Origin of the sequence: uncultured Ruminococcus sp. (assembly GCA_902785355.1) — a bacterium.
GTDB lineage: Bacteria > Bacillota > Clostridia > Oscillospirales > Acutalibacteraceae > Ruminococcoides.
On the sequence record CACZYF010000004.1, the window covers coordinates 1 to 16,510 of the forward strand.

Sequence of the window (16,510 nt, forward strand, 5' to 3'; positions counted from 1 at the left end):
TCCTTAAAAACGCCATCCCATGGCGTTTTTGTCTGCGCCGTGCGCTTGCCGCTTACGGCTTGACACAGTCGCCTTCGAATCCCACCTCTTCCGCTGATTCTTTTGTATATAAAAACAGGAGACACCTGATGGTATCTCCTGCTTTTATTATGGCGGAAGCGGTGGGATTCGAACCCACGAGCCCGTGAGGACTACCTGATTTCGAGTCAGGCCCGTTATGACCACTTCGATACGCTTCCTTATTGCAAAGGTTATTTTACTGTTTTTTTCGCGTAATGTCAAGTGTTTTCTAATAAATAAGCGATCACTGAATTGGAAACGAGAAAACCTTTGACCGTCAGCGAGATCCTGTAATCGTCTACATGACACAGGCCGTTTGCAGCTAAACGTCGTCCGGCTTCGATTAATCTTGAACTGACCGTTTTGCCGAATCTTTCGCTGTATTTCTTAAATATCAGACCTTCCGTAAGCCGTAGCGCAAGCATGATATACTCTTCGCTGTCACCGCCGTTTCCTTCGTGTATGGTACGACCTTCAAAAAAGCTTTGGAAATCATTATCATAATAAAACCGCTTTCCGTCTAGAAAAGAATGTGCCGAAGGACCGATACCAAGATATTCTTCATCATGCCAGTAATGCAGGTTATGGCGGCTCTCAAAGCCTCTTTGCGAAAAGTTAGATATCTCGTACTGATTAAACCCAAATTCTCGTAACCGTTCAGCAGTATGCTCATAGAACGCAGCCTGTTCATCATCGTCGAAAAGCGACAGCGTATCACGCATGGCGTAGAATGGCGTTCCTTCCTCAATTTTCAGGATATAGCAGGAAATATGCTGTACATTCTGTGAAGCGCAGAAGCTCAACGTTTTATTCAATGACTCGATAGTTTGCTCGGGAATTGCCAGCATCACGTCTAATGAAATGTTATTAAATCCGGCGTTTTTAGCGCTCTGCACTGATCGAGAAACCGCTTCGGCGTTATGTCGTCTGCCCAATATTCTAAGCTCATTATCGTTGACGCTTTGCATACCGATCGAAAGCCGATTAAAGCCCGCCTGACGCATGGCGGCAAAGTCGAGATCATTTGTAGAAGTCGGATTTACCTCTACCGTGATCTCTGCGTTGTCTGTAACTGTAAAGCTTTGTTCAACTGCTTTGAGAATTCGAATCAGCCGTTCGTGACCGAGCAGGGATGGGGTACCGCCGCCGAAATATACGGTATCGACAGTACGTTTGATTATATCGCCCCAATCATGTATCGCCTTGATCAAGTGATCGGTATAACGATCAATAAAGGATTCGTCGGAACGCTTGCTGAAAAAGCTGCAGTAAGCGCACTTGCCGTCACAGAAAGGAATATGGAGATAAAGACCGATTTTACGCATAGAATACTCCTACAAAGGGGTGAGGCAGGAACTTGCGTTCCTGCCTCAATTTGGAAGGTATATGAAAAAACTTAGATGAATTCTTGTTTGTAAAGCTATTTTAATAAAATATCATCAAAAAGTCAAGTGCATTTGTTTATTTTACCGTAGAAAAAACAAGTGCAAAGTTGTTGACTTTTACTATAGATTAATAGTAAAATTATGTTGTATCACCAAAAATAAGATTATTACTACAGCACTTTGCACTAAGGTGTTGTCATATTGACGAATACACGGAGGTTCCCATTGAGCAATTTGACTGAACAAATCGACAAGCGCCGCACCTTTGCGATCATCTCACACCCTGACGCGGGTAAAACAACGCTGACCGAGAAGCTGCTGCTGTACGGCGGCGCAATCAACTTAGCTGGTTCCGTTAAGGGTAAAAAGACCGCCAAGCATGCGGTTTCCGACTGGATGGAGATCGAAAAGCAGAGAGGTATCTCCGTAACCTCCTCCGTATTGCAGTTCAAATACGACGGTTATTGCATCAATATCCTTGATACACCCGGACATCAGGACTTCTCGGAGGATACCTACCGTACCCTGATGGCGGCTGACAGCGCGGTCATGGTCATCGATGCCTCCAAGGGCGTTGAGAACCAGACAAAAAAGCTCTTCAAGGTCTGCGTCATGCGCCATATTCCGATCATCACCTTTATTAATAAGATGGATCGCGACGCGCAGAATCCCTTCGATCTACTCGAGGATATCGAAAATGTACTCGGTATCAATACCTGCCCGATGAATTGGCCGATCGGCTCAGGTAAGGAGTTCAAGGGCGTTTACGACCGCAAGAAAGGGAAGATCCTTTCCTATACCGCAAACAACGGTCAGCGCGAGGTCGAGCAGGAGGAGATCTCTCTCGATGATCCTGAGCTCGAATCCAAGCTGTTTTACGGGCAGAAGGATACTCTGTTCGATGATATCGACCTGCTTGACGGAGCGGGCAACGATTTTGATATAGACCTTGTACGCAAGGGACAACTGACGCCGGTATTCTTCGGCTCCGCTTTGACCAATTTCGGCGTTGAGCCGTTTTTGCAGGAGTTCTTGCAGCTGACTACAGGACCGCTCCCGCGTGAAGCGGGGGATAAGCTGATCGCTCCCGATTCCGACTTTTTCTCCGCCTTTGTCTTTAAGATCCAGGCGAATATGAATAAAGCCCACCGTGACCGCGTCGCTTTCATGCGAATCTGCTCGGGAAGATTCGATAAAAACATGGAGGTCTATCATGTGCAGGGTGACCGCAAGATGAAGCTGTCCCAGCCTCAGCAGATCATGGCGCAGGAGCGCGAGATCGTTGACGAGGCTTTCGCGGGCGACATCATCGGCGTATTTGATCCGGGCATGTTCTCCATCGGCGATACCATCGTTACCCCGGGACAGAAGTTCGCTTTCAAGGGTATCCCGACCTTTGCGCCCGAGCATTTCGCGCTGGTTCGTCAGAAGGATACCATGAAGCGTAAGCAGTTCGTCAAGGGTATGAATCAGATCGCGCAGGAAGGCGCCATCCAGATATTCCATGAGCCCGAATCCGGTATGGAGGAGGTCATTGTCGGCGTTGTCGGCGTTCTGCAGTTTGACGTGCTGAAATATCGTCTTGAGAACGAGTATAACGTTGAGATCATCATGGAGAATACGCCCTACCAGTTCATCCGCTGGATCACCTCGGAGGTCGATTACAAAGCTCTTGATCTTGCGTCAGATACCAAGGTTGTCGCTGATTTCAGAGATAACAAGCTTCTGCTGTTCCGTTCCGAGTGGAGCATCGACTGGGCGCTGGAGCATAACAAGGGCTTGACCCTGCAGGACTTCGGCAACGCTGAATAATCTAATACTCGTATAGGACATACCGCCTCGTGAATAGACTTTCATGGGGTGGTTTTATGTTTGCTTTTTTATCCTATATCAGTCAGTATCTCTTCCTGTTCGTTCTGCATCTGGCTCACGGCGAGAGCTTCCCGAAACCGCTGAAAAAGGATGAAGAACAACGATATTTAGAACTTGCGGCTCAGGGTGATATCAAAGCGCGGAATATCCTCGTAGAGCATAATCTTCGGCTGGTCGCGCATATCATCAAGAAGTATTACCAGAACTACGACGGTCAGGAGGATCTGGTCTCCATCGGTACGATCGGTCTGATCAAGGCGATAAACACCTATGACCTGAGCAAGAATATCAAGCTGTCGAGCTATGCCTCGCGTTGTATTGAGAATGAAATACTGATGCATTTTCGCGGTAATCGCAAATCGTCACAGAATGTATCGCTCAACGATGCGATCGATACCGATAAGGACGGCAATCCGCTGACGCTGATCGATATACTCGCGTCCGATATGGATGTTGCCGAGGACGTCGACACCAAGCTGCATCTCGAGGTGCTGGACCGCTACATCGACGAGGTGCTGACGGACAGGGAGAAGCAGATCATCACCTGCCGCTACGGGATCAGAGGCGAGAAAATCCGGCCTCAGCGTGAATTGGCACAGTCGCTCGGTATCTCGCGTTCCTATATCTCGCGTATCGAGAAGAAGGCGCTGGAAAAACTCAAAAAGCGCTACGAAAAAGGTGAATAAACAATCCTTGACTCCTATTGAAATAACGGTATAATGATAGTAGAGTCGCCATATACATATGATGGTGATTGGATTGAAAGTCAAGACATTATATATCATAACTCTCTGCGTGGTCATCATATGCGTATGCGTACTATTGTACTCGGCTTTTTCAAACAGCGCGGTTCATACCTCTTCGGATAATATTACTGAAGATATGCCGCATATCGTTATCGACGCGGGTCACGGCGGCGAGGACGGCGGGGCAGAGGTCGACGGCGTTTTGGAAAAGGATATCAACCTGAATATTGCGAATAAGCTTGCCGATATCCTACGACTGTGCGGGTATCAGGTAACGGAGATCCGCGATGAGGATATTTCCGTATATACCGACGACGCGGAGACGCTCCGGCAGAAAAAGACCTCCGACTTGAAGCACCGCGCTGAGATCTTTAACGAGGACGCAGACAATATCGTTGTCAGCATCCATCAGAACAAGTTCGACAACAGCGCCTACAGCGGAACGCAGGTGTTTTATTCGACCAACAATGAGAACAGCGCGATCCTCGCCGAGTCGATCAGGAACAGCGTGGTTTCACTGCTCCAGAAGGATAACACGCGTGAACTGAAGCCGGCAAGCTCGGATATTTATGTTCTCGATCAAGCGGAAGTCCCCGCGGTGATCGTCGAATGCGGGTTCCTCTCGAACAGCGAAGAACGCGCGAAGCTCCTCGACGAGAATTATCAAAGTGAAATGGCGTACGCCGTAGCGATGGGCGTACTGGAATATTCAGAAAAGGAACGGTAATATGGCTAAGATCAAAAGCGTTTATATATGCTCGGAGTGCGGCTATGAAAGCCCTAAGTGGTACGGTAAATGTCCCTCCTGCGGCGAGTGGAATACCATGAATGAGGAGATCAAGGATACCTCTAAGGTTTCCACGGCGGCAGCGCGATCTCACGCGACCGCTTATGCGCCGCCTGTACATATCAGCGAGATCAGCACGACCGACGAGATCCGTTATCAGACCGGCTCCAAGGAGCTCGACCGTGTGATGGGCGGCGGTATCGTCAAGGGCAGTCTGATCCTGCTCGGCGGCGATCCGGGTATCGGTAAATCGACGATCCTACTCCAGATCTGTGAGCATTTAGGCAGAAATCTGAAGATACTCTATGTTTCGGGTGAGGAAAGCAAGCGACAGCTGAAGCTCCGCGCAGACCGTCTGGGCGTCAACTCGGACAACCTCTATATCCTGACTCAGACGGACGTCGAGCTTGTGTGTGAGACTATTCGACAGGACAAGCCCGATATTGTGATGATCGACTCTATCCAGACGATGTCCCTGTCGGAGCTGAATTCTTCGCCCGGTTCGGTAACACAGGTGAGAGAGAGTACCAACTTCTTCATGCGTGCCGCCAAGAGCCTCGATATCCCGATGATCATTGTCGGTCATGTCAACAAGGAGGGTTCGATCGCGGGTCCTAAGGTGCTTGAGCATGTTGTAGATGCCGTTCTGCACTTTGAGGGCGACCGCCAGATGTCCTACCGTATTCTGCGAGCGGTCAAAAACCGTTACGGCTCTACCAATGAGATCGGCGTATTTGAGATGACGGATTCGGGACTCAGAGAGGTCGAGAACCCCTCGCTGATGTTGATATCCGGCAGGCCGAAGAACGTCAGCGGCACCTGTATCGCGTGCGCGATGGAGGGTACGCGACCGATCCTTGCCGAGATCCAGGCGCTCGCGGCTTCTACCGGCTTCGGCAATCCGCGCCGTATGTGTACCGGCTTCGACTACAACCGCATGAATCTGATCATCGCGGTGCTTGAAAAGCGCGCAGGCTATTATTTCAACAATACCGACGCTTATGTGAACGTTGTCGGAGGGTTACGACTGGATGAGACCGCAGTCGATCTGGCGGTAGCGATCTCGCTGATCTCGTCCTTAAAGGATGTTCCGATCAATGATAACGCCATCGCTTTCGGTGAGATCGGCTTGGCGGGGGAGATTCGCTCCGTCAGTCATGCCCAGCAGCGTCTGAACGAGGCGGTAAGACTCGGTTTTGAGAAGATCATCATTCCCGCTCACAACAGCAAGGATATCACGATCCCCGATGGGGTAGAGGTGATCCCGGTGAAGAATGTCCGTCAGGCGTTTGAGGCGATCTGTGAGTAAAGCGATCCTGTCGACGCGGTATCCGCAGTTTGCAGAGAAGCTGAAAGCGCTCGGTTATGACGTTATACCAACTGAGAAGGTCAGCTGCTTAATCGACTACGAGCAGGATCACGCCGATTTGCAGTGTCTGATACTGGATGATACCGCTTTTGTACTCAGCTGCTGTGATAAGCTTGCTAACGCGCTGAAAAGCGTCTGTAACGTCGTTTTGTGTGCGGATGATATCGGACACGATTATCCGTTGAATGTGCCTCTGAACGCCGCTCAGGTGGGTAAAACGCTGATTTGCCGCACCGACACCCTTGATAAGCAGGCTTCGGAGTACGCAAGAAGGAATAACTACGAACTGATCCATGTCCGTCAAGGGTACGCCAAGTGTTCCTGTGCGGTGGTTTCCGATCGTGCGATCATCACTGCCGATCACGGGATAGAAAGAACGCTAAAAGGCTCAAAGATCAATGTACTGTTGACAGAGCAGGGGAGAGTCAGGCTCGACGGCGCGGATTACGGCTTTATCGGCGGCGCTTCGGGTTACGATCGAGCGAGTCGAACGCTGTATTTTACGGGAAATATCCGTAAGCATCCGGATTATGAGCGAATCGAGGACTTTTGTATCGATCACGGTACGAAGATCATATCACTGACGGATGACGAGCTCGTTGATATTGGTGGGATCTTATTTTGTTAAATTATTAACAAATAGGGAAGTGCAACAAGCAGAAAATAGGGGTAAGACGAAAGCGATTGTCTGCTTTTGTCTTATCATCAAACGATCACTCCTAATCAGTACAAAGTATATATAAAAACAACGGTTAACTATCAATTTGAGGTTTATCGTAAGATCGATCGCGCTGAATCATCCGCCGGACTGACAGAATCATTTCACATGATATATTTAATGAATCATTTTGAATACAGTTTATGATTCTGATATTTGATAAATGTAAAACTCTTTATCGATAAAGCTTTATTTGTAAAACCATAATAGATAAATCCGAATAGCGTGAACAACCATCGTCTCAGTTTTTTCTGAATGAGTCAGCCATCGTCTGAAAAAAACTGAGACGATTCTATTTGAAGCCAAAAATCAGCAATCAGACCAAAATGACTGTATAAGGTTTCGAATTGGCTCAAAATGCGGTTGTCAGGCGTTTTCTGCGTTTATACCCTCCCCTAAATTACATAAAATATTAATTTTATGTAATTTTCTAAATTGGAATTTTCAGCCCCCTCTCTTCGGGTATAATTATATAAAAAGTTAAAGGTGGAGATTGCCACAGCTCCTTCGGAGCTTCGCAATGACGTATTCGATATGTTGGAGATTGCCACAGCTCTGTCGAGCTTTGCGGTGATGCTTTTCTTATGATTATCATAACGCGTATTTATAATGACTGTAATTTGAGATTGCTGAGGTGATATTTTGAGTAAGGGTAATTTTTCTGTTGAAGCCTCCGAGCCGATGAAAGATTTTTTATATTATTTGCAAACGGTCAAAGGCCGTTCGCCGTCGACGGTCGACGAATACTATAATGATCTTCGATTGTTCTTTCGGTTTATCAAGCAGCGCAAGCGTCTGGTGCCTGCGGATGTCCCCTATCAGGATATCCCTGTCGATGACGTTGATATCGAGCTGATCTCATCCGTCACGCTGACCGACGGCTATGAGTTTATGAATTACCTGCTTCGTGAACGCAAGAACGACAAAGCCGCGCGTGCGCGCCGCACGACCAGTATCAAGTCATTCTACAGCTATCTGACCGATAAAAAGCATGCTTTGAAGGTTGATCCGCTGAAGGATCTGGAGCGTCCGAACGCCCGTGAGAAGAATCCTCTGCCAAAATACCTGACTCTCGAACAAAGCATCGAACTGCTGAACGCGGTCGACGGCAAGTTCAAGGAGCGCGATTACTGCATCCTGACCTTCTTCCTCAACTGCGGTATGCGATTGGCGGAGCTGGTCTCGATGGATTATCCCGATATTCGCTCCGATCACACGGCTCAGATCATCGGTAAGGGCAACAAAAAGCGTATCATTTACCTGAATGACGCCTGTATCTCAGCCTTTGAAGCGTATATGAAGGTACGTCCTGTCGAGGGTGTTCGCGCTCAGGATAAGTATGCTCTCTTCCTCTCTTCTCAGAAGCGCCGTATCTCGCGCGAAATGGTGCAGAAGATCGTTTATAAATACCTCGATAAGATCGGCTTGGATTCGCAGGGATACTCGGTGCATAAGCTGCGCCATACCGCCGCCACACTGATGTATCAGCACGGCAACGTCGATATTCGCGTGTTGAAGGATGTACTGGGTCACGAGAACCTGAGCACGACCGAGATCTATACGCACCTCGATTCCTCTCAGATCGAAGCCGCTGCAAAGAGCAATCCTCTCTCTAAGGTCAAGCCGAAATCGGGAAAATAAAGAGGTCGAGATTGCCACAGCTCTATCGAGCTTCGCAATGACGTATTTGATAGGTCGAGATTGCCACAGCTCTGCCAAGCTTCGTAATGATATTTGTATTTACCGGTAATTCTCACGTACACCGTAGTAAAAAACTCCCCGCTGTGAGTTGATCACGGCAGGGAGATTTTTGTTTTTCGGTTATCCTTCCTGATGAACGGCGTCTTCCGGCTGCGGCTCGTTTATCTCGGGTTCATATCCGATACGCCAGCGGATATTCTCATCTGTAAAGCCGTTGGGATTTTGGTCAAAGATATCTTCGATCATCTTTTCATCCTCGCCCTTGAACTGATAGATACAGTTTTCCATATAGGTTTTACCGTCCCAGAAGCAGTACTTCGACCCGTCGCGGAAGATATAATAGGTCGTGTAAGCGTCCGTCAGCAGCATATCCTTATCGCATACAGACAGCCGAATGGTTTTGATATCATACGCACCGTCGCTGAGCTCCGTGTACTTGAACTTATCTTTATCGGGAGCATTCAGCGCCTTATTGATCACCGCGATCTGCTTATCATCCAGCATGACGTATTTCGTCGGAGCATAGTCTCCGTCTCCATCCCATGCATCAAAATCACTGTAATTGAAAAAGTAACGGTCAAGCTCAGCACTGTCTACCGCTTTCTTCACGGCGTCATATTGATCGCCGCGCACATAAGAGCGGTTGTTGCTGTATTTCAGAATAGTGAAATCCTTGTTCGTGAATATCTGGTCGCCGAAGCTCGACGCGAGCAGAACGGGAACATCGGGAGTTGTGACATAATACACATCACTGCTGTCGTAATCAATAATGAACTCGTACTTACCGATATCCATTTTACGGTACTCGTTGTCCCGGAAGGTAATGACGGATTTATCCTCGTTGTATATCGCGCGGTTTGCCTTCGCTTCATCCAAGGCGTTACAGGAGCAGAGCGAGAAGGTGGTCAGAACAGCGCATAGTATCAGCGCAGAAAGTTGAAATAATCGTTTCATCCTCTCCCCTCCTTTAGGTCAAATTGAGCTTTTTGCCCATGATAAATCTGGTCAGCGCGAAATAAACGACCGAGGCGATCGCGTATATGACAATACCGAACCACAAGACAAAATGAACAGCGGACGAGTAGTTGTCGAACCATTCGCCAAGTTCAATAATCCAATTGGCTCCTATAGCTACCATCGCGATGAAGATGGTGCCGATGATCTGTTTTGCAACATAAATGCCGAAGAACGCGCCGAAGGCAAGCAGAATCTTGCGCTTCTTTGCGAACTGTCCGACGGAGATACAGAAATACAGCTTGAGGTACATTGTGATCAACGTGATCAGCAACAAAAGTCCCGCTTCGACGATGTACAGTACGCCTTCTGCTCCCGCGGTACTGAAGAACTTTCCGACGAGAAAACCGAACGCCTTGAATATCTCGATATTCACCTCGCCGAGCGTGATGACCATAAACGAGAGGAATATCGCGAACAGCGTACCGACGAAGAAGATCAGTGAGTTGAGCAGCTTCGCGAAGATATGCTGGGCGGGCGTAACCGGCAGCGTGTGATTCAGATAGCCCTCATTCGTGTACATGCCCTGATAGAATCGCACGATCGCTACAATCACGGTAAGGATCAGAGCGGTCACGATCGCGATACCGTACAGCACCATGGAAGATACAAAGAAGGTGTTATATACAGCGTGTGCGTTTCGGGAAGCCTCAGAAGCGTCAACACCGATCGAAGCCGGTTCAAACAGCTGTACGATACGGTTGAGCGCCGCGATACCGATAACGATCAGCTGAACCGGAAGGATGAGCCGGATAAATGACTGAAAGTCGTATTTTATCAGCTTGCTTACCATCTGAACACCTCCCTGAAATACTCGTCGACGCTCATGTTATGCTGAGAGCGGATGCTATCGACAGAATCGTGCAAGGTTATCATGCCGTTTTGGATAAAGATCACCTCATCCAACACCGATTCGATATCGGAGATCAGATGAGTCGAGATCAGCACCGAAGCGGCGGGATTGTAGTTATTGATAATGGTTGAGATGATGTAGTCGCGGGTAGCGGGATCAACACCGGCGATCGGCTCATCAAGCACATACAGCATTGCGTTACGACTCATCACCAGAATCAAGCAGACCTTCTCCTTGTTGCCCTTAGAGAGCGTTTTCAAGCGAAGCTTACGGTCGATCCCGAGTCTTGATATCATCTCATAAGCAAGCTGAGGACGGAAATCAGCGTAAAAGTCGGTGAACATATCAACGATCTGTTCGACCGTCATCCAGTTGTTGAGGTAACTGACGTCGGGCAGATAGCTGACGAGCTGCTTCGTCGTCATACAGGGCGCCAACCCGTTGACGGTAATGGTGCCGGACGTAGGCTGCAGCAAGCCGTTGATCATCTTGATCAGCGTGGTTTTACCGGCACCGTTGGGACCTAAAAGGCCAATGATCCTTCCGCTTTCTATCGAAAGAGAAAGGTTATCGAGCGCTCTGAGTCCGCCGTAGTTCTTGGTAAGACCGACGCAGCGTAATATCTCACTCATAACGAAACTCCTTTATGATATTGATAATATCCTTTTTGCCAAGTCCCAGCGACTCCATGTCGTTGAGATAAGCAACGGTTTTGGAATGAACCAATTCGTCAAAAACATTCTTCGCGACATCGACGTTATCGCTGACATACCATCCCGCGCCTCTGCGCGAATAGATCACGCCCTGCTGTTCAAGCATCTCAAAGGATTTCTGGACGGTATTCGGGGTCACGCCGGCATTCAGCGCGACGTCGCGAACGGACATCAGCCTGTCCCCCGCGCCGATCTCACCCGACGCGATCAGAACGCACAGCTTCTCGGCGATCTGCGGACATATCGGACGTTTTTTATCCAACAGCCAATTCATATCATTCCTCCTGACTGTATTATTGTATTACTACAGTAACACAATTTATAAGCTATGTCAAGAGGACTTTTACTACAAAATTGTAATCATTCGGGATGTCGAATTTCTTTAAACAAGAGTAAAAAAGCAGCCTCCCCTACCCCGGGAAGGCTGCGCCTGAATATTATTAACTTGATCAGTCGTTGGTATAGTTATCGAAGTAGCCCTGCACCAGTACGACGGGCGTACCCTTATCGCCGGAGCCGGAGGTCAGATCGCACAGCGAGCCGATCAGGTCGGTCAGCTGACGGGGCGTCGTGCCCTGAGAAGCCATATTACCGACGAGGTTCGCGTCCTTGGTCTTGATGCTCTGTGAGATCGCGGCTTTCAGCTCGTCGCCGCTGAGCTCCTTGAAGTCATTATCAGCCAGGTACTTGAGTTTAAGCTCGTTCGGCGTACCGATCAGACCGTCGGTATGAGCGGGAGATACGACCGGATCGGCGAGCTCCCAGATCTTGCCCTGAGGATCCTTGAAGGCGCCGTCGCCGTATATCATGACCTCAACATGCTTGCCGGTAGCGTCGAGTATCTTCTTCTGAATGTCCTCAACCAGCGGCTGAGCGTTCTGCGGGAAAAGCTTGACGGTGTCTTCGGTGGACTTGTTGGAGCCTAAGAGACCGTAATTCTCGTTATAGCCCGAGCCGTCTACGGGAGCGTTCATGATATCATCGAGACCCAGTACGATCTTGGCGCCCGCGTCCTTTAAGATGCGCTTGGTGCGCTTACGGGTATGGATATCGCAGGTGAGTACGGTATCGGTGTACTCGAGGATGGTCTTGGGACGGTTGGCGAAGATGATCTCAACCTCTGCCCCGCTCTCCTTGATCAGATTCGCGTAATAATCGACGTAATCTACGCCGGTGAACTCATGCTTATTCACGCCGAAGAGCTCGCGGTACTTCTCGAGTGTCAATACGTCGCTGTAGGGATTCACGCCTGCTTCGTCGATCTTATCGATGGATACGAGCTCATTACCGACCTCATCGGACGGATAAGACAGCATCAGCACGATCTTCTTACAGCCCATCGCGATACCGCGCAGGCAGATTGCAAAACGGTTACGGGACAGGATCGGGAAGATCACGCCTACCGTACCGCCGCCGAGCTTCGCCTTGACGTCGTCGGCAATATTCTGAACCGTGGCATAGTTGCCCTGAGCGCGTGCGACGATCGACTCGGTGACAGCGATCACGTCGCGGTCACGCAGAGAGAAGCCCTCGCTGTCTGCGGCTGCAAGCACGCTGTCGGTCACGATCGAAGCGAGATCGTCACCGGTACGGATAATGGGACAGCGGATACCGCGGGATACGGTACCGACCAATCTTTCGTTACTCATTTTGATTTACTCCTTTAACAGTTTACTAAATGAAAGCCAAAGAGTATTATAATGTCAGAAGAATCATTTTTAATTGCAAATTAGAATTATAATGCCTAAATTCATGAAAGCTCGATTCATAATGTATATTTACGCATTAATTCCCGATGATTATTGACATTTTATGGTGCGCTCGATATAGTTATATATGGTGATAATATATGCTAACATTCAAGAGAATCATCAGTATAGTTTTAATGATCGTCATGGTATTGAGTGTGAATACACTCTCTGCTATCAATGTATCTGCCGCGAAAGCAGGCGATTCGTTTAAGGGTAGGACGGTCTGTGATGCGCTCGGTATGGACGGAGCTGCGTATATGAACTGGCTGCTCAGTCACGAGTACGACAATTATTATCTGGGTACTCCCTATCGTCCTTACGACCATCGTAATCCCAACGGCGACTGTAAGGGCGCATACGGAACCTTAGACATCAAAGGTCAGCCCGGGATGAACTGCATGGGCTTTGTATGGCATGTTTTGTATAAGGCGACTGCATACAGCAACGGGAATCAGGCAGCGGTCAATAAGTCGATGGGACGGTTATCCTTCTATCGCGGATTGAATATCACGCGCCGATACTTCACCAATAAGCAGGAGATGCTCGATTCGGGATATGCCGAAAAGGGCGATATTATATGGATGATCCTCGACCAGAACGAAAACGTCAACAATCAGTATGATCACACGGGCATCTACTGGGGCGACGGTCACAGCGACGTGCTGTGGCATTCCAACACCGTAACGGGAGGTCAGGGCTCGTGTAACGCGATCTCGGCAATTTATCCGATGAAGGATCGCAACACCATGTATATCGTGCTGAAGGTCGGCGCGGTCACGCTGGATACGCCGAAGCTGATCTCTGCGGTCAATACCGAGGATGGGATCGAGGTCAAGTGGGACAAGGTGGACGGAGCGGCTCGCTACCGCTATTATGTCCGCGAGAACGATACATGGAAACGCCTCGGAGATACGACCGATACATCGTTTGTCTACAAAGACGCCGCAGTCGGAGAGAAATGTACATTTACGGTTCGGTGCGTTACCGCGTGTAACAAAGGCTTCACCAGCATGTTTGACGCAGACGGGATCACCTGTACGCGCGGAGAAAGTACAGAACCGGCAACAGAGCCACAGAAAAGCTTCTTACTAGGAGACGCGGACTGCGACGGCGTAATCACCGTTGCAGACGCAACAATCATTCAGCGTTATTTAGCTGAAATGGACGTGCCTGTATTCATCGAAACCGCTGCCGACGCAGATGAAGACGGAACGGTTGACGCGATGGACGCAGCCGTGATCCGGCGCCTCGTCGCGGGCTTACAAAGCTTTCCGAATATCGGCACTCCTGTGGAGAGCACAGAATAGCCGGTAAGAGTATGTATCGGACTGTATCGCTGATTATTCCAAGGTCAACTGATAATCTTCTCCCCTTTCCTATCTCATCTTTTATTCTTTCGACATATACAAAAGCAACGATCCCTCCGCAAACCAGCAGAGGGATCGTTGCTACGTATTTTGATGTTGTACGTAAAAAGGTATAACGATTTTTGAATTGGAACAAAAGAAATACTTATCTTATAAAAATAGTAACCAGTTGTTTTAGTAATATCGTAGAACCACAGTATTACTGATGTCTTTAATGTATGACCGCTTGATTGCGTTTAGACGTGCCATTCACCTTATAGAGAAACAGTGGAATAAATGTAAAAAATGCAATGAATATGAAAATATGCAGAATACGCATGACGTAATCCAATACAGGCATTTGAAAAACGATCTTTCCGTCCTGATCATATACTGTAGTCCGTAGGAAAGGAAGCTTCACCTTGTAGACAGAACCCTTTTGATCGACAAAAACACGATTACTTTTTTCGATCTCACTTTGGAGGTGATAGTCATCTTCATAATCTTTCATGTTCAAAACATTACCGTCAAGATCCATCGTAAAAAATTTATCGCTAACACTTAACAGGAGCGTATCATCACTTTGTACAGTAAAGCTATATCCTCTGGTGGTTTGCGGATAAACACTCCCTATGACTTCGCCGTTTTGATATTTTTTGATTCCCGAATCTGTGCCCACATACAGTATTCCATGTGAGTCTATTCCAAAGCCGGAATACGAATATGTGAATAAGCCTTGCATATGGATCATAAAAATCACTAATAAAAGCATAGACATAAAAAATGAAAATAACGCAAGTGCTAATACTTGTTTTGCTGATATATCACTTTTGTTCATATTTTGTCACCAACCCAATCAGATCGCGCATCCGAATTCTATTCCTGATTTAATTAGGAATTTCTTTGGTTGCAGCATATAGCGGACGCAACTCTGAAAATAACTTCTGTTCCATCTTTACCTCCGCGATATCTTATTTCTTTTTCTATGATTATAACAAACAGGCTCCGATTTGTCTATCAAAAACATCTTATTCATAATGCATTCAACCATTATTCTAAATTAGAATAATAAAAGAAAATCACCGCAAAAAGAAAAAGAACCCCGCAAAAAGCGAGGTTCTTTCGTTTTGGTGGAGACGGACGGGATCGAACCGTTGACCTCTTGAATGCCATTCAAGCGCTCTCCCAGCTGAGCTACGCCCCCAGAGCAGTATTATATTACCACATCTTTGCAGATAATGCAAGTGAAAAATGAAAATATTTCAATGAATCTACTTTTCGAGTGATAAAAACGGCGTTATTAACTGCTTATCGGCGATCTGCCAATCCTTGATATCCTTGACCTCGTTGTACATACGCACATAGCTGTCGTGGCGGGATTTGGGGATGACGCCGCGTTCTACTGCCTCCAGTACCCTGCAGCCCTTCTCGCATACATGGTTACAGGAGTTGAACTGACAGGTGCCGAAGTACTCTTCAAACTCCGGAAAGGAGAATTTCAGCTCATCCTTGCGTATCAGCTCAAAGCGTTCGATATCTACGGTAGAGAAACCCGGCGTATCGGCAATATAACCGCCGTGTTTTTTGAACAGCTCGACGGTACGGGTCGTATGTCTGCCGCGGCCGAGCTTATCACTGATCTCGCCTGTCCTTAGCTCCAGCTCGGGAAACAGAGCGTTTAGCAGCGTGCTCTTCCCCACTCCCGAATTGCCGCAAAAGGCGGTAACGCTGTCCTTGAGCTCGGCTTTGATTTCGTCTAAACCGCGCAGATCGAGAGAAGAAAACTCATAGACGGGGATATTTACCGCCTTATATATCGCAGTCAGTTCCTCAGCGGATGAAAGATCACATTTGGTAAAAACTACCACGGGGCGAATCCCTTTGGATACCGCCGCGGCAGTCATTTTATCGATCAGATAAAGATTCGCTTCCGGTTCTTTAACGGAGCTGATTATCATCAGTGTATCGAGATTTGCCAACGCCGGACGAACGAGGGAGTTTTTACGATCGTAGATTCGATCAACGGAACAGTAACCGTCATCGGGAACAGTGATATCTACGCTGTCGCCGACAAGAGGAGACATGCCCCGCTTACGAAAAATCCCGCGCGCCTTGCACTCATAAATGGTATCGGCGGCTTCTACATAATAGAAGCCGCCTGTAATTTTAATGATAATACCCGTGTTTTGGTTCAT

16 protein-coding genes and 2 tRNA genes are annotated in these 16,510 nt (G+C 48.0%); 8 read left to right on the forward strand and 10 right to left on the reverse strand.

Annotated features, from left to right (window positions below; translation table 11 throughout):
- The coding region (locus tag R2I50_RS01520) for a hypothetical protein (protein ID WP_316607313.1) at window positions 1-188 on the forward strand (188 nt) is incomplete at its 5' end.
- On the opposite strand, the gene R2I50_RS01525 is transcribed toward R2I50_RS01520, so the two are convergent.
- Window positions 151-239 (reverse strand) — tRNA-Ser (locus R2I50_RS01525). The genes R2I50_RS01520 and R2I50_RS01525 overlap by 38 nt on opposite strands.
- 39 nt (window positions 240-278) lie before the next feature.
- On the reverse strand, window positions 279-1,385 hold the full coding sequence (gene hemW / locus R2I50_RS01530; RefSeq protein ID WP_316607314.1) for a radical SAM family heme chaperone HemW: 1,107 nt from the start codon (window positions 1,383-1,385) through the stop codon (window positions 279-281).
- A 285-nt stretch (window positions 1,386-1,670) separates the two neighbouring features.
- On the opposite strand from hemW, the gene R2I50_RS01535 reads away from it, so the two are divergent.
- From R2I50_RS01535 to R2I50_RS01560, 6 genes are all read left to right on the forward strand, one after another.
- Window positions 1,671-3,257: a peptide chain release factor 3 gene (locus R2I50_RS01535; RefSeq protein WP_316607315.1), complete on the forward strand. Its 1,587-nt coding sequence runs from the start codon at window positions 1,671-1,673 to the stop codon at window positions 3,255-3,257.
- A gap of 56 nt (window positions 3,258-3,313) precedes the next feature.
- The gene (gene sigK / locus R2I50_RS01540) at window positions 3,314-4,003 is read left to right on the forward strand and encodes an RNA polymerase sporulation sigma factor SigK (RefSeq protein ID WP_316607316.1); all 690 of its coding nucleotides are present in this window, start codon (window positions 3,314-3,316) and stop codon (window positions 4,001-4,003) included.
- Window positions 4,004-4,199: 196 nt separating this feature from the next.
- The gene (locus R2I50_RS01545) at window positions 4,200-4,790 is read left to right on the forward strand and encodes an N-acetylmuramoyl-L-alanine amidase (RefSeq protein ID WP_316607317.1); all 591 of its coding nucleotides are present in this window, start codon (window positions 4,200-4,202) and stop codon (window positions 4,788-4,790) included.
- A 1-nt stretch (window position 4,791) separates the two neighbouring features.
- Window positions 4,792-6,159, forward strand: coding sequence for a DNA repair protein RadA (radA, locus tag R2I50_RS01550; RefSeq protein ID WP_316607318.1), 1,368 nt, complete (start codon window positions 4,792-4,794; stop codon window positions 6,157-6,159).
- Entirely contained in the window at window positions 6,152-6,847 is a 696-nt protein-coding gene (locus R2I50_RS01555; protein ID WP_316607319.1) for a DUF6873 family GME fold protein, read from the forward strand. Before radA ends, R2I50_RS01555 begins: the two co-directional genes overlap by 8 nt.
- Before the next feature lie 732 nt (window positions 6,848-7,579).
- On the forward strand, window positions 7,580-8,578 hold the full coding sequence (locus R2I50_RS01560) for a tyrosine-type recombinase/integrase (protein WP_316607320.1): 999 nt from the start codon (window positions 7,580-7,582) through the stop codon (window positions 8,576-8,578).
- Window positions 8,579-8,758: 180 nt separating this feature from the next.
- Here R2I50_RS01560 and R2I50_RS01565 read toward each other — a convergent pair whose 3' ends face one another.
- The 5 genes from R2I50_RS01565 to R2I50_RS01585 all read right to left on the reverse strand — a co-directional run bounded on the left by R2I50_RS01565 (window position 8,759) and on the right by R2I50_RS01585 (window position 12,867).
- Complete coding sequence (locus tag R2I50_RS01565) at window positions 8,759-9,592, reverse strand: hypothetical protein (RefSeq protein ID WP_316607321.1); 834 nt, start codon at window positions 9,590-9,592, stop codon at window positions 8,759-8,761.
- 13 nt (window positions 9,593-9,605) lie between these two features.
- On the reverse strand, window positions 9,606-10,445 hold the full coding sequence (locus R2I50_RS01570; protein ID WP_316607322.1) for a hypothetical protein: 840 nt from the start codon (window positions 10,443-10,445) through the stop codon (window positions 9,606-9,608).
- Complete coding sequence (locus R2I50_RS01575; RefSeq protein WP_316607324.1) at window positions 10,439-11,137, reverse strand: ABC transporter ATP-binding protein; 699 nt, start codon at window positions 11,135-11,137, stop codon at window positions 10,439-10,441. The genes R2I50_RS01570 and R2I50_RS01575 overlap by 7 nt, the downstream gene beginning before the upstream one ends.
- A complete protein-coding gene (locus tag R2I50_RS01580) occupies window positions 11,130-11,492 on the reverse strand; it encodes a GntR family transcriptional regulator (protein ID WP_316607325.1) in 363 nt (120 codons plus the stop codon). Before R2I50_RS01580 ends, R2I50_RS01575 begins: the two co-directional genes overlap by 8 nt.
- Window positions 11,493-11,667: 175 nt before the next feature.
- Window positions 11,668-12,867, reverse strand: a complete 1,200-nt coding sequence (locus tag R2I50_RS01585; RefSeq protein ID WP_316607327.1) for a coenzyme F420-0:L-glutamate ligase — start codon at window positions 12,865-12,867, stop codon at window positions 11,668-11,670.
- 200 nt (window positions 12,868-13,067) lie between these two features.
- Between R2I50_RS01585 and R2I50_RS01590 the strand changes: the two genes are divergently transcribed.
- Window positions 13,068-14,276, forward strand: a complete 1,209-nt coding sequence (locus R2I50_RS01590) for a dockerin type I repeat-containing protein (RefSeq protein ID WP_316607328.1) — start codon at window positions 13,068-13,070, stop codon at window positions 14,274-14,276.
- A 271-nt stretch (window positions 14,277-14,547) separates the two neighbouring features.
- On the opposite strand, the gene R2I50_RS01595 is transcribed toward R2I50_RS01590, so the two are convergent.
- The 3 genes from R2I50_RS01595 to rsgA all read right to left on the reverse strand — a co-directional run bounded on the left by R2I50_RS01595 (window position 14,548) and on the right by rsgA (window position 16,510).
- Complete coding sequence (locus tag R2I50_RS01595) at window positions 14,548-15,153, reverse strand: hypothetical protein (protein WP_316607329.1); 606 nt, start codon at window positions 15,151-15,153, stop codon at window positions 14,548-14,550.
- Window positions 15,154-15,443: 290 nt separating this feature from the next.
- A tRNA-Ala gene (locus R2I50_RS01600) sits at window positions 15,444-15,519 on the reverse strand.
- Between the two features lie 67 nt (window positions 15,520-15,586).
- Window positions 15,587-16,510, reverse strand: a complete 924-nt coding sequence (gene rsgA, locus R2I50_RS01605; protein WP_316607330.1) for a ribosome small subunit-dependent GTPase A — start codon at window positions 16,508-16,510, stop codon at window positions 15,587-15,589.